Source organism: Sphaerotilus montanus (assembly GCF_013410775.1).
Lineage (GTDB): Bacteria > Pseudomonadota > Gammaproteobacteria > Burkholderiales > Burkholderiaceae_C > Sphaerotilus > Sphaerotilus montanus.
Genome location: NZ_JACCFH010000001.1, coordinates 3,627,658 through 3,642,084, shown reverse-complemented (window position 1 = coordinate 3,642,084; position 14,427 = coordinate 3,627,658). Strand labels below are relative to the sequence as shown.

Annotated in this window: 7 protein-coding genes; all 7 read left to right on the top strand. The window is 58.4% G+C overall.

What is annotated here, in order from left to right:
- The first annotated feature begins 417 nt into the window (after positions 1 to 417).
- Positions 418 to 2,781, top strand: coding sequence for an AAA family ATPase (locus BDD16_RS16555; RefSeq protein ID WP_179634965.1), 2,364 nt, complete (start codon positions 418 to 420; stop codon positions 2,779 to 2,781).
- Positions 2,782 to 2,990: 209 nt separating this feature from the next.
- Positions 2,991 to 6,215, top strand: a complete 3,225-nt coding sequence (locus BDD16_RS16550; protein ID WP_179636197.1) for a helicase-related protein — start codon at positions 2,991 to 2,993, stop codon at positions 6,213 to 6,215.
- The gene (locus BDD16_RS16545; RefSeq protein WP_179634964.1) at positions 6,212 to 7,000 is read left to right on the top strand and encodes a DUF4391 domain-containing protein; all 789 of its coding nucleotides are present in this window, start codon (positions 6,212 to 6,214) and stop codon (positions 6,998 to 7,000) included. Before BDD16_RS16550 ends, BDD16_RS16545 begins: the two co-directional genes overlap by 4 nt.
- Positions 6,990 to 8,654, top strand: coding sequence for a GmrSD restriction endonuclease domain-containing protein (locus tag BDD16_RS16540; RefSeq protein ID WP_179634963.1), 1,665 nt, complete (start codon positions 6,990 to 6,992; stop codon positions 8,652 to 8,654). The genes BDD16_RS16545 and BDD16_RS16540 overlap by 11 nt, the downstream gene beginning before the upstream one ends.
- Positions 8,651 to 9,352 (top strand): DUF6988 family protein, encoded by a 702-nt coding sequence (locus BDD16_RS16535; protein ID WP_179634962.1) that lies wholly within the window; start codon positions 8,651 to 8,653, stop codon positions 9,350 to 9,352. Before BDD16_RS16540 ends, BDD16_RS16535 begins: the two co-directional genes overlap by 4 nt.
- An 82-nt stretch (positions 9,353 to 9,434) precedes the next feature.
- A complete protein-coding gene (locus tag BDD16_RS16530; protein ID WP_179634961.1) occupies positions 9,435 to 11,339 on the top strand; it encodes a site-specific DNA-methyltransferase in 1,905 nt (634 codons plus the stop codon).
- Positions 11,340 to 11,419: 80 nt separating this feature from the next.
- Positions 11,420 to 14,425 (top strand): ATP-binding domain-containing protein, encoded by a 3,006-nt coding sequence (locus BDD16_RS16525; RefSeq protein WP_179634960.1) that lies wholly within the window; start codon positions 11,420 to 11,422, stop codon positions 14,423 to 14,425.
- The last annotated feature ends 2 nt before the right edge of the window (positions 14,426 to 14,427 follow it).

The window sequence follows — 14,427 nt, the reverse complement described above, 5'->3', positions numbered from 1 at the left end:
CGATCGACGCTGGCGCCGGCATCCACCCCTGTGCAACGCAGCACCCCCGCTGCGTGACAAGACCCCACCGATCCTTTCGGCCTCGGTGACTCACCCACCACCCCCTGTCTCGCCCTTGCGGTTCATGTCCTCTTCCAAGGGAAGCGGATCCGACCGACGGACCTCACCAAGCGCTGGTCCGCGCTGCCCGATGCCACTGCGCTGCAGCCAGTGGCTGCTCTGCAGGTCATGCCCGCAGGCGTCCTGGTTGCATGACTGCGACCGTCCAACCGACCACTCCCCCTATCGCACACCACACCAAGACCGCCCCGGCGCGACATGACAGCCATGAACACGAACAACACCCACCGCCCATCCAGGGCGCACAACACCCCAGTGCCTGGAGGCTCACCGAGTCGGCGGAAATCTGACGACGCCATGGCCGCGGCGATGCGGCGCGTGCGCACCGCAGTCCGAGACGGTGATGCAAACCGGCTGCTGGCAGCGATGGCTCGACAGCCCGATGTCGGTTTGCAGGGAGTGCTGTTCGGGGCCTGGACGGTGGCTTCAGGCGCCTTGGCCTGGCGTCGGCCGGCGGGCGCGACAGCCATGACGCCTGAGCAGGTGCAACGGGTCAAGCGGTGTCTGTGGGGACTGGCTGGTGATGCGGTCTGGGTGGAGGCATCCGTTGACCTGCTGACCAGCGAGCCGCGCCGGCTGGTGGCCCTGGCGCCGCAGCTTTCTCGACCCGAGGTGCTGGACCATCTACTCGGGATGGTGGTGGCACGGGTGGCACTCGATCGGATGACGGGGCGATCGGGGGGAGGATCCAGTGGCGTGGGCCATGAACCGTTTGGCCACCCCACGGCGGAACGTCACGAAGCGCGTTCCGAAGGACCGGGCGCGGTAGTGGGTGGCCGTGCCACCGAAGGGGATCCCTTGATCGCTGACAAACCGCCTGCCGTCCAGCGCGCACATCTGAAATCACCGGTGCTGGTCATGCTCGCCAGCGCCGAGGGTCTGACGGGAGTGGCGCTGGCCGCGGCCAAGCCTTTGCGCCTGGCGCTTGATGAGCAACGCTCCCGCATCGCCCGGCTGGATGCCCTGGACGTCTGCATCGACCGATTGTCGGCCGTGATGCCCGAGGCTCGGGCTCTGGAGTGCTTGACCGAGGAGTTGCTGACGGCGGTCGAGCCTGCGCTGCATGGGCCTCGCCACCGGGAGTTACAGCTCAAGCCGGCTGTTCGCCGGATTGGCGTCAAGTGGCGCGATTTGCGAACAGAAGGTTGGGACAGTGACAGCCCCGACGGACTGACCGACTTGCTGACCATCCCGGGTGCGGACCAGCTCAGAAAGGATCTGGCCCCGATCATGAGGCTGTGCTGGCGCGAACCGCTCGACGAGCAGTTGCACGACACCGAAGAGGCGGCGGCGCTGATCCGGCTGTTGCGGCTCTACGTGCAGTTGAACCTGGACACCTCGCTGGACCAGCCGGCACAGCCGACGCTGAATGCGTGTGCGCGGGCATTCGGAATGTGGGCCGCGGTCGAGCAGCGGCTGCCGGACTTGCCGACACGACCCGGTGGGCCCGCAGCGCTGTACTGGGACGAAGAGTCGGACGAGACTTCAGCCATGGAGCCTGGTGCCGCTCTGCGGGCGTTGCTGCGGGACAGCGTGCAAGTGCGTCAGCAGGCAACGTTCCAAGTGGCCGGTCACACCGACATCATGGACGCGGTGCAATCGCGACCGGCGTCGAAATCAGCGGGCTCCAGTCCGATGGTGCCGAGACCAACGTCAACAGAAGCGGCGATCACTGCCGCGCGTGACGCGGCCGTGGCCGCCTCGGTGAAGGCGGTGGCGGCGCACCAGGAACTGCTGGCCGAGCGATTCCCTCAGCAGTCGCTGAGCACATTGGTCGAACACACCACGTGGGTGGTCATCCGCGAGCCAATTGCGGAGATGCGCGACAAGGACGACCGCTTGATCCTGGCGTCGTATGAAGGGCTGCGGGTGCCGTTGCCACTTGCACTGCTTCCGGAGGCGGTCGAACTGGAGGCACGCATCGCGCAGTTGCACACGGAATTCCCCTGGGCAACCCGGGCGATCGAGATCGTGGCGGGCGAGATGCTGGCCCGCCGCCGGCTGGCGGCGGTGAGCTTCGCATGGGCACCGATCCTGCTCGTCGGCCCGCCTGGTACGGGCAAGACCCGGCTGGCGCGGCGGCTGGCCGAGGTGATGGGGCTGTCGTTCCTGCCGCTGGGTGTCGGGGGAAGCAGCGACAGCAAGTTGCTGACGGGGACAAACCGCGGCTGGGCCAGTGGCGAGCCGTCACCGATCGTGCGGGCGCTGCGGGATCGGCGGATGGCGCAGATCCTGGTGCTGCTCGACGAGGTGGACAAGTGCAGTCATCGCACGATGAACGCGGTACCGATCCAGGCGGCGCTACTCGGGCTGCTGGAGCCGGAATCCAGTCGGAACTGGATCGACGCCTACCTGCAGGTTCCCTGCGACCTCAGCAAGTTGCTGTTCGTCGCGACGGCGAATCGGCTGGGGACAATTGACGCGGCGCTGATGTCGCGGTTGCAGCCGGTGTTGGTGCCGACGCCGGAGCGGCGGCATTACCCGGCGATCATCGAGCAGGTGGTGCGGGATGTGGCCAGCGACTGGGGGCTGCCGTTCGAGGTGATGCCGGAACTGGATGTGTCGGGCATTGCGCAGGCGGCGGGGTCGGTGCGGGAACTCGTGCGGCTGGTAAGGCGGGAGATCGTGCGCGCAGTGACCGCAAGGGGGCAACCGCATTGAACACATAGAAGGGAACCAAATGCAGACAGATTGACGCTGGCAGCTCGAATACGCTTCGCTCGGAGTGCTACGAGGCACCAGACCCATGCTGGGCAGTCATATACAACCACCCAGAAATACAAAGATCGCACATTTCCAGTTCATGTCACCCTGTGAGCTTCGGCCCTTTTCGCCCCGAGCACCTAGAGTTATCACAGGGACGGGGATGCATGAAACTGATACCAAATGCAGGCACTGATCGTGTCATCGACTGCCTGCAACCACATCTGAAAGCCGGCCACCGGCTTGACCTGCTGAGCGCTACCACGTCGCTGTTCGCTTTCGAGGCATTGCGTGTCTCCGCTACCGAGCTTGCCTCTGCGCGCGTCATCATTCCGGGTGACGCCCAGGAGATGCAACTGCTGGGCAACGAGGCCGACCGGGCAGGACGGAACCGACTCCAGGCACCACGACTTGCCAAGCAGTTTGCCGACTGGCTACGCCATCGGGCTGAAGTGCGTTGCGCACGGGGCGCGGTCCCGCAGGGAACGCTGGTGGTCCGCGACGGATCGGGCGCACCCGTGCAGGTGGTTCACGGCGCACTGGCCTTCACCACCGATGGCCTTGGCCTGACGCCCGGCAACCCCCTCAGCTTCATCCAGGCTTCGGAGACCTCGCAGGAGAGCGAACTGCTGGCCCAGTGGTTCGACATGCAGTGGGACAGTCTCCAAGTACAACCCCAGGCCAAGGACGGGCTGCTGTCCTGTCTGGAACAGATCGCGCAGCCTCGCGATCCGATGAGCATCTATGCCTCGATGCTTTTCAATCTGTTCCGCGCCGACCGCCAGGACATGGACGAGGACCGCATCGTCAAGGCGGCTACGGGCATCCGGAATACGGTCGTCTGGAAGAAGCTCTACAAGTTCCAGCGGGATGGTGTCGTCGGTGCCATCGACAAGCTGGAACGGTTCGGCGGCTGCATCATTGCCGACAGCGTGGGGCTGGGAAAGACGTTCGAGGCACTGGCCGTCATTAAGTACCACGAGCTGCGCAACGACCGTGTACTTGTGCTCTGCCCGAAACGGCTCCGTGACAACTGGACCATCTACAAGAGCAACGATGCGCGCAATGCGCTGGCGCCGGACCGGCTCAACTACGATGTGCTCAACCACACCGACCTGTCGCGCGATGCCGGGTATTCGGGCGACATCGATCTGGCCCATGTGAACTGGGGCAACTACGACCTGGTGGTGATCGACGAGTCGCACAACTTCCGGAACAAGAAAGCTCCGCGGCAAGGGGCCGAGACGCGCTATGACCGTCTGATGCGCAAGATCATCCGGGAAGGGGTGAAGACGCGCGTGCTGATGCTGTCAGCGACACCCGTCAACAACCGGCTGGCTGACCTGAAGAACCAGATTGCTTTCGTCACCGAGGGCGACGATACCGCGCTGTACGACCACGGCATCGCCAGCATCGACAGCACCACACGACGGGCGCAGAAAGCCTTCAACCGCTGGCTGGAACTGCCGGAAGCCGACAAGACCCCGCAGGGTCTGATCGAGATGCTCGGGTTCGACTACTTCGCGTTGCTGGACCACCTGACGATTGCGCGGTCTCGCCGGCACATCGAGAAGTATTACGGCACGACGGAGACCGGTCGCTTCCCGAGCCGCCTGCCGCCGATCAACATCAAGGCGGATGTCGATCGCGCGGGGGAGTTCCAGTCGATCAAGCGCATCAACCTGGAGATTCGTCGCCTGACGCTGGCCAGCTACGCACCGCTGCGCTACGTGCTGCCGGAGCGGCTGGCCGCCTATGACAAGAAGTACAGCACCGCCATCCGCGGTGGTGAGAGCATCTTCCGGCAGGTGGATCGCGAGGAAAGCTTGATCCACCTGATGCGCGTGAACGTACTCAAGCGCATGGAGAGCGCTGTGTCGTCATTCGGGCTGACCGTGGGGCGGCAACTGGACGATGTCGAGCGCACGCTGGCTCGCATCGAAGCCCATCTTCAGGCCCGTCAGGAGGGGAGCGGTGAGGGCGAGGAAGACGCTTTCGAAGAGATCGACATTGCCGACGTGGACGTGGATGACCCCGCGTTCGAGTCGCTGCTGGTCGGGCGCAAGGTCAAGGTCTTGCTGCACGACATGGACCTGGTGCGCTGGCGACAGGACCTGACCGAGGACCGCAACCGGCTGGCCACGCTCCACGCCGCCGCCGAGCAGGTCAGTGCCGCCCGGGATGACAAGTTGGGGCGTCTGCGAGAGCTGATCGCAGCCAAGGTGCGCAACCCCGTCAACGCGGGCAACCGCAAGGTCATCGTCTTCACCGCGTTCGCCGACACGGCGGGCTATCTCTTTGAACACCTGGCTGGGTGGGCGCAGGATCAACTTCAGATCCACACCGCGCTGGTCACGGGATCGGGCCGCAACCGCTCGACGCTGCCAGCCTTGCGCAATGACCTGTCCACGATCCTGACGGCGTTTTCGCCGCGATCGAAGGAGCGTCCGGCCAGCCTGGCCAGCGAGGGGGAACTGGATCTGCTGATCGCCACCGACTGCATCAGCGAAGGCCAGAACCTGCAGGACTGCGACTGGCTGGTCAACTACGACATCCACTGGAACCCGGTGCGCATCATCCAGCGCTTCGGCCGCATTGATCGCATCGGCTCGCCCAACCACACGGTCCAGTTGGTCAACTTCTGGCCCAACATGGAGCTGGAGGAATACATCAACCTGGAGCAGCGGGTCAGCGGGCGCATGGTGCTGCTGGACATCTCGGCCACAGGGGAAGAGAACCTCATCGAGCAGCAATCCGGCGACCCGATGAACGATCTGGAGTACCGCCGCAAGCAATTGTTGAAGCTGCAGGATGCCGTGATCGACCTCGAAGACCTCTCCAGCGGTGTGTCCATCACGGATCTGACGCTCACGGATTTCCGTATCGATCTGGCCCGCTACCTGAAGGCGAACCCCGACAAGCTGGAGACGATGCCGCTGGGCGCCTGTGCCGTGACCACGACGCACGATGCCGACATCCCTCCCGGGGTGCTGTTCTGTCTGCGTGCCGAGGGTGCTACTGCAGAGAAGGCAATCGATCCGTCCTATCCGCTCGCCCCGATCTACCTCGTGCATGTGTCGGACAACGGCGCGGTGTCGCTGCCGTACACCCAGGCCAAGCACCTGTTGGACCGACTCAAGCGGTTGAGCATGGGGCGCGATCTGCCGGATGCCGGGGCGGTTGCTCGCCATGCCAAGGCTACACGGCAAGGCGATGACATGCGCCACGCCCAGCAACTGCTGGCAGCAGCGGTCGCGTCTATCGTTGGCAAGAGCGAGGAGCGGTCTGTCGCCAGCCTGTTCTCGCCGGGCGGCACCCATGCCCTCAAGGGCGAATTCGCCGGCAGCCAGGATTTCGAGGTGGTGTCCTATCTGGTGGTGTTGCCTGCATGACCACAGCGCAGGAACTGATCGGCGCACTGGCGTTGCCCGAGACTTGTCTGGTGCGCCAGCGGGTACCCAAGAAGCTGCTCGCTGAACACGGCGCGACGACGACGCAGGATCGGCAGCAGATCCTGTCCGACATCGAGGAAGTGGTCTGGGTGGCTGCGCTCAAACCCCACCTGATCGGGGTGCCGAGCTACCACGACGCGGACCGTCAGTACGTCGAACTGGCGGTGCTCACCTTGCAATTGCGCGCAGAAGCCAGCGGGATTGCCCGGCTGGCTGGTCTGGTACACCGTGCGATCCCGTATCCGGTGCTGCTGCTGATCACGGCGGCGGATGGACGGCTGAGTCTTTCGTTGGGGCATCTGCGTGGTGCGCAGAACGATGCCGACAAGATGGTGCTGGATGGCCCGGTGCGGGTGGTCATGGTCAGCGTCTCAGGTACAGATGGACCTTCCCGATTTCTCGATGCGATGGCGTTGCACCGACAGCCGCAGACCGATCTGCAGGCGCTCTACCAAGGCTGGATCGACACCGTCGATGCACTCGACATGGCGCAGGAAACCGGTGTCTTCCAACTCAGTGAGACGCGAGAGCAAGCAGTCGCTCGCCACGCCGCGTTGCAGCAATACCGACAGCTCACGGCCAAACTGGCGCAATTGCGCTCTCAGGCCAGCAAAGAGCGTCAGTTGGCGAAACAGGTCGCGATTAACCAAGAAATCAGAAAACTGGTCACTGATATTCAATCAACAGAAAATTATATAAAAATGGAGAACGGTTATGGCAAATAAAAATCTAACAATTCGAAAAATTGTTGGCTATATCAACAACCCCGATGAAGAAGGCGGATTTTGGTTGCCAAATATTCAGCGCCCGTTTGTCTGGGGTGAGGGGCAAATTTGCAGGCTGTTTGACTCAATTCTCAGAGAGTATCCAATCAGCACATTGCTCGTTTGGAAGACTACCAGTGCAATTCGTCGGCGAAAATTTATCGACAATTGGTCAGACTCGCTGAAGCTCAGCACTTTTTTCGTTCCTGAGGATGCCAGAAAGAAATGCTTAGTTCTGGATGGTCAGCAACGCCTGCAAAGTCTGTATATCGGGTTGCGTGGAAGTTTTTCTGGTAAAGAGTTGTATTTTGACGTACTGAGTGGGACTTCATCTTTACCTGATGATATTAAATACAAATTTGATTTCAAGGTGGCGGGAAAGTCCGAGTTTCCCTGGGTAAAATTCAAGGATCTTGTCGTTACGCAGAAGCGGAAGAAAGATCTGTTGAATCAGATTGCATCAGAATCTGGCCGACAGTTGACTGACGATGAAAAAGATCAGATTGATAGAAATCTTGATTCGATCGACAAGTCTTTCAAGATGGATGAGTCGATTACATACCAAGAACTCGACAGCATCGACAGGCCAGATCTCTATACTGAAGATGATGTGGTTGAGATATTCATCCGAGCCAACTCCGGAGGTACAAAACTGGAGAAATCAGATCTTTTATTCTCTTTACTGAATGCCACTTGGGAGGTTGCGGACGACCTGATGGAGAAACTGCTCGAAGATCTCAATCGGCATGGCTTTGCATTTGATCGTGACTTCGTGCTGAAGACCTGTCTGGTCTTGCTTGATCAGGGGGCGCAGTATGAAGTCACCAAATTCCGAAAGCCTGGAGTTAGGGAATCGATCGAAGAGCAATGGGACAAGTTGTCTGACTCTATTCGATCGGTGGTTGATTTCATCCGCGGCAAGACCTACATCCAGTGCGATAAGGCGCTCCCTTCCTATTTGGCCTTGATTCCACTGATCTACGTTCGGCATCATTTTCCAAAGTCTTGGAAGAAGGCCGCTGGAGTAGAGCTATTTTTGGTGAGATCGCTCTTGGCTGGGGCTTTTGGCGGCCAGTCCGACCGTCTGCTAGATGCATTGGTCAAACGATTCAAGGAACTGGGTCGATTCGATGCGGAAGAAGGATTCAACGTCATTCGATCACAGGGACGCAGTCTTGAAATAACCCGTGATCGATTCTTTGATATGGGCTATGGCTCCAAGACGATTCATCTCATATTAAATCTTTGGTATCCAGTATTTAGTCATGTGCCGGCATACGATAACAATTTGCCCCAAGTGGACCATGTCTTTCCTCAGGGCAGGTTGAAAGCGGTGAAAGTTGTTAATCCTGAAACAGGGAGGCCAGGCCGACGTTACCGCGATGATGTACGCAATCAGTTGGCTAACTGCATGTTGCTGACCCGCGCTGAGAATGGCCCCAGCGGAAAAGGTGATGCATCGCCGGACGAGTGGTTCGAAGGAAAGTCTCCTGAGTATCTGGATCTTCACCTGATACCGAGTGATCCTGCGCTATGGAAAATGGATCGATATGAAGATTTCATCGAAGCGCGCAAGGCCCTGATTTCCGCCAAGTTCAAGCAGTTACTGGCATGACCCGAGCGTCCCAGGCTAAAGCGGGCCCAGCGCCTGTCGGTGACAGTGATGCCTTGTCGCTGGTGCAGGCACTGGATCGAGCGAATGCACTGGATGTGGCCCTGATGGCGGCGGTCGGTGCTGACCGCTACCGGCCATTCGATGATTCGGACCGCATCAGTGCCAGCGTCTCGGCCGTGCTCGTGGCGCTGGAGCATGGGCGCGCGACGCGGGTATTGCTGGCGGATGGTCTACCTACAGCAGCTTTCAGCCTGCTGCGCCTGCAGCATGAAGTGCTGGCCCGTTCAGTTTGGCTGCTGTATGCGGCCAGTGATGGTGCTGTGGCCAAGCTGGCCGCGCCATTGAATGCGGAGTCCGAAGCGGCGGCTGGCAAGTTGCCGATGTTGGCGGATATGCTCAAGCAACTGGCTGACAAGCCGGGTGCCGTGCAACCGCTGGCGGCGCTGTTGGCTTTCAAGACCCACAATGCGAAGGCGCTGAACTCGTTTGTTCATGGTGGTATCCATGCGTTGCAGCGCCAAGCGCAGGGCTATCCGGTGCCGCTGGTCATTGGTGCGCTTCGCAACAGCAACGGGCTGATGCTAATGGCGGCGATGATGCTGGCGGTGTTGACGGGCAGCCAGTCGCTGGTGCATCGGGTGAGCCTGTTGCAGACCGAATTTGCTGATGACTTACCGCCGACGCTGCAACTGGCCTGACCGATTCCAGCGTATTTGGCAACCACTTCCTGGCGGATCACCTTCCCGCACTCCAAGAACTTCAGCAGTTTAGAGACCTCTCATGTCCCTTGAAAAAATCGAACCCGGCTCCCCCGAAAGCCAGAGCGCCGACCTGCTCGCCGACAACCTTGCCAAGCTGAAGGCGCTGTTTCCTGAACTGGTGACGGAGGGACCGCAGGGGGTGGCGGTCAATGTCGATGTGCTCAAGGGGCTGGTGGGCGATGCGTCGGTGACGGATGCCGACGAGAAGTACGGGCTGAACTGGCATGGCAAGCGGGCGGCGCGGCAACTGGCACTGACGCCGAGCACGGGGACCTTGCGGCCGTGTCCAGACGAGAGCGTGGACTGGGACACGACGCAGAATCTGATGATCGAGGGCGACAACCTGGAGGTGCTCAAGCTGCTGCAGAAGAGCTACGCCGGCAAGGTCAAGCTGATCTACATCGATCCGCCCTACAACACGGGCAAGGATTTTGTGTACCCGGACAACTACAAGGACAGCATCCAGAACTATCTGGAACTGACGGGGCAGGTCGAAGGCGGGCGCAAGGTCAGCAGCAACACTGATTCCAGCGGGCGGTTTCACACCGACTGGCTGAACATGATCTATCCGCGGCTGAAGCTGGCGCACAGCCTGCTGAAAGACGACGGCGTCATCTTCGTCAGCATTGCCGATCACGAGATTCACAACCTGCGTGCAGCGATGAATGAGGTCTTCGGCGAAGAGAACTTCATCGCGGCTGTAATTTGGCAGAAGGTATTTTCGCCGAAAAACTCGGCAAGGCACTTTTCTGAAGATCACGACTATATCGTCGTGTACGCAAAGAGTGCCGAAACTTGGGTTCCTAGATTTCTTCCGCGTACTGAGGAAATGGAAGCGAGGTACACGAATCCTGATAATGATCCGCGCGGTGTATGGGCTTCTGACAATCTTACGGCTAGAAATTACTATGGTGCAGGAACTTACGCGATCACTTGTCCATCTGGGAGAATAATAGCTGGCCCGCCAGCAGGCAGGTATTGGGCAATCTCTATTGAGAAATTTCAAGAATTGGATCGGGATGGTCGTATCTGGTGGGGTGCAGATGGTGAGAATATGCCGCGATTAAAGAGGTTCCTTCATGAGGTTCAAGGGGGTAAGGTTCCACAGACTTTCTGGTCTTATGAAGATGTTGGACATACCCAGGAAGGTAAAAAGGAGCTTCTCGCTGCCGTGAATTTTCCGAACTCAGATGTCGTCTTCGATACGCCCAAGCCGACACGGTTGATGCGTCGGATTATGCAGATCGCAACCTCAACCGACGAAGCTGATCTTGTGGTCGATTTTTTTGCAGGCACGGGCACGACGATGGATGCCATGTTCGCCCAGAACGCAGAGGATGGCGGCAAGCGTCGGTGCATTCTGGTGCAATTGCCTGAACCACTGGCTGGCGCCGAAGCAGCAGGCTGGACCACGATTGCCGATGTCACGCGGGCGCGTATTCGCGGTGCCGGACAGCGTCACAAGGGCAAGGACCCGATGTACACCGGTGATGTCGGCTTCCGCACGTTCCGGCTGGATACCTCCAACATCCGCGCCTGGGCACCCGACCGCGCTGATCTGCCCACCTCGCTGTTCGACCACCTCGACCACGTGGACGCCGAGCGCACCGACGAGGATGTGCTCTACGAAGTGCTGCTGAAACTCGGCCTCGACCTTTGCGTGCCGATCGAGCAGAAGCTCATCGCCAACAAGATGGTGTTCAGCATCGGCGGCGGCGTCCTGATGGCGTGCCTGGAGCGCGAGATCACCACCGGCGACGCGGAACCGCTCGCCCTCGGCCTCGTCGCATGGCGTGACCAGCAAGCCCCCGCCGGAGACGTGACCTGTGTGTTCCGCGACAGCGCGTTCCAGAACGACGTGGCCAAGGCCAATCTGGCGGCGATTCTGGAGCAGCACAGAATTGCCAAGGTTCGAAGCCTTTAATAACATGTCAGCGATAAGCGGTTCGTGTTCAGTCGGAACAAAAGCTGCTGCATCACAGATAACACAGGGAGCGCGAGAACATGAGTGACGCCAGAGACCGAGCATACAGCCAAGCCGAATTGACTATTCTTGAAGGCGTCATTGATTATGCGGATCGAATGATTCATGAGGAACGGCACCTTGATGTGCGTGGAGGAATGGCCGACGCAACTGGAGTCAGTCTTCCACCGTCCACCGCACCTCTTTACAACCAACTACGCCGTCATGCTTATGCCAAGACTGTCGTCATCGACACGGCACGGAAAGGGCGCATTGAAATCCGGCTGAGTACCACGGAAGCAACATACCCCAATGCAGCGTCAGGGTACTGTACCCCTCATAACCCGATCGGCCGTCTCGTTGTTACCTTAAGTCCGAATGATGAAGGTGAAAATAAGATTTGGGGAGAGTACACCGTTGCCGAGGTGCGTTCATTCGATCGCTATGCCGGACAAAAATTTGAACCCAATGTACGCAATTTCCTGCAAATGTCGTTTGAAGGAGATAACGGCAAAGGCAACGTCACAGATTTGCGAGGATTTGTCCAGGCGAAGCGATCCCGCACGCGAAAAAAAATAGCTTCGGATACACCACTGGCAGCGCCACCGCCGGCACCAGCAGATGCGCCTATTTCCCCTGGCGCCATTTTTCCTCCACGGGCAATCGTCGCTCGCCCTCCAGTAGCGCCGCTGCCTTCGGTGCGAATTACGCAACTCTCCATAGCGGAGGAATGCGATGCACTCGATACAGGTTTTGATATCGACGATGCAGAATGGAGTGCCGGAGAAGTTGACAATCAACCGGAAGACTATTTCGGCTTGAATGAGCGGTTTCTTACTCACCAAACTATGGAGCAGAATCAAGTCATCTCCCGATCCCCATTTGGGGCGATGTTTGTGCAGGGTATTGCCGGGTCTGGAAAAACATCCGCCGCCTTGGGAAGAACCAAGATGTTGACTACCTTCAACATGAATCAAGTTTTCGACGAAGCATCGTTTCGTGATGTCGTCGGGGATGATCAAGCCTATTGGGCAAAGCAATACGCTGGCCAATTTTCGCAAGACAGTTGTGTGGGTTTTGTACGCACGGGCGAGTTGATTCAGTATCTAGAAGAAACTTGCCGACGTATTGAACTTCAGCATTTGCCAATCCTCGAATACAAGGAGCTTCAAACACGCTTGCGTGATCATCGTCGAATTACTCATAGCGATATTGCGGGCCGGCGTTGGAGTGGGTTTGCTGGGGTCCGAGGCGAACATGTCAGCACGAGAATGGTGTGGCTGCATGCCGCCGATCAAGCAATTGGCAGACTAATTGGCCGCCGCCTGCTGGATGTGTTACCGTCGGCGGAAGAATTGACCGAACCCTTTGAACCAGATGCGCGAGACAAGGTGCGTCGAGTCACTGGAATTGCACTCGACGAATTGCGTCGAGAACTGAGGGACATCGCAAGCGATCTGCTGTTGCCGCCACGAGGTGACAGATTCACAACAGACCGCCTCGCATCACGTTTGACCGCCAAGGTTGACAACGTTCGCAAGCGAGTAATGGGTACGAAGGTAATCTGGACCCGAATAGACGGCAAAATTTTGTTTGCCAGCGACGAACAAGCCTTGGCGCAGCAGTTGGTTGAACTTAAGACGGCACTATATTTTCGGCCAGCACAGAGATTGGTTTTTCTTGGCGCTGACGGACTGATCGACAAGTCCTTGGAATTAATCACCACAGCAGGTGAACCCGTTGCTTGGTCCGATAATGTTCGTACTCAAATGTCACGATACCAGGTTATCGTTCGTGAACCGTCAGGCAAATGTTTTCACGCAGTACCTTCGGATGCCAACCATCTCTATTTGAGACTCCTGCCGGAGTCATCTGAGCGCGTCCTTGTACCAGTCGCTGGTGAGCTTCATCGACTGCCTCTTGCCCGTGGATGGGGGCGCCAAAAACTGGCGTTGCGGGGAGCAGAAGACGATCAAAGTGCAGATGGAATTTCATTGGAAAATTCCGCTCAGAAAACCATGACCCCTGAATCAATATTCATGCACGTGGTTCAGCAGCGACTTCTGCAACCATTGGCAAATATTGCCGACACTTACTTGGCAGCTTTGCAAGAATTCCCTGATGCCTTTCCTGATGCAGAGCTTGTATCTTCTGTTCGCCTTCAGTTGGAAAAATTCAGGCTTGCCGATGCTGATATTGATACAATGTTGTGCTTAGCACATCTGGTTGGACGAGATTTTCGTTCGGGTAACAGGCGGTGGCCGCAGTTACAAGAGCCTGTTTTCTTTCAGGCGGTTTTTGTCGATGAGGTACAGGATTTCACGGAGCAGCAAGTCTTTCTCATGGTCGAGCAGGCTAATCCGGCTTATCGTGCTGTGACCGTTGCTGGTGACTTGGCTCAGAAACTGCATCACGGGAACAGTATTGATTTGACTGCGTGTTTCCCCGGTCAGTCCATACCGAATATTCAATTGACCGAAAATCTGCGGCAGTCTGACAGACCAGGTATTGCGCTGTTCAGTGCTTGCTTTCGCGCAGTGATGCAAGGAGGATCTCAGCCCTCCGAAAAACTGACTTCAGCTAGCCGTCTTCAGGGCGATGCCTTAGTCATGCCGCGCTTCAAGACCTGCACCACGGACGAAGAAGTGGATGCACGGATCCTCGAAGAACTGTCACAGACTCAACGGTACCAAACGGCGGCCATTCTTTTCTCGACAGCCGCTGAAGCATCGAGGGTTTTCAAGCGGCTGGAGAATAACCTAAAAGAACAGTTGATTGATGCGAAATTATCAGAAAAGGTTGATTTGGCACGTCGTTATATCCGGCATTTTGCCGATGTGGCTAATGCGAAGGGGTTAGAGTTTGATGTAGTCGTATTGGTGGGTGTGGATGGGTACGATCTTGCACGCGTGTCTGACATCAATCGGCTCTATGTGGGTGTCACCCGAGCGCGCCAACGGCTGACCATACTCAACCACCGCAAGACGCTGGCGGCGCCTTGGTCCCGCGTGCTGTCGCTCTATCAGGCTTGCCTTGGCGTGTCCTGAAT

Bases quoted from the DNA above. Each gene is read 5' to 3' on its own strand.
- BDD16_RS16555 (WP_179634965.1), top strand. From the start codon at position 418: ATGGCCGCGGCGATGCGGCGCGTGCGCACCGCAGTCCGAGACGGTGAT.
- BDD16_RS16550 (WP_179636197.1), top strand. From the start codon at position 2,991: ATGAAACTGATACCAAATGCAGGCACTGATCGTGTCATCGACTGCCTG.
- BDD16_RS16545 (WP_179634964.1), top strand. From the start codon at position 6,212: ATGACCACAGCGCAGGAACTGATCGGCGCACTGGCGTTGCCCGAGACT.
- BDD16_RS16540 (WP_179634963.1), top strand. From the start codon at position 6,990: ATGGCAAATAAAAATCTAACAATTCGAAAAATTGTTGGCTATATCAAC.
- BDD16_RS16535 (WP_179634962.1), top strand. From the start codon at position 8,651: ATGACCCGAGCGTCCCAGGCTAAAGCGGGCCCAGCGCCTGTCGGTGAC.
- BDD16_RS16530 (WP_179634961.1), top strand. From the start codon at position 9,435: ATGTCCCTTGAAAAAATCGAACCCGGCTCCCCCGAAAGCCAGAGCGCC.
- BDD16_RS16525 (WP_179634960.1), top strand. From the start codon at position 11,420: ATGAGTGACGCCAGAGACCGAGCATACAGCCAAGCCGAATTGACTATT.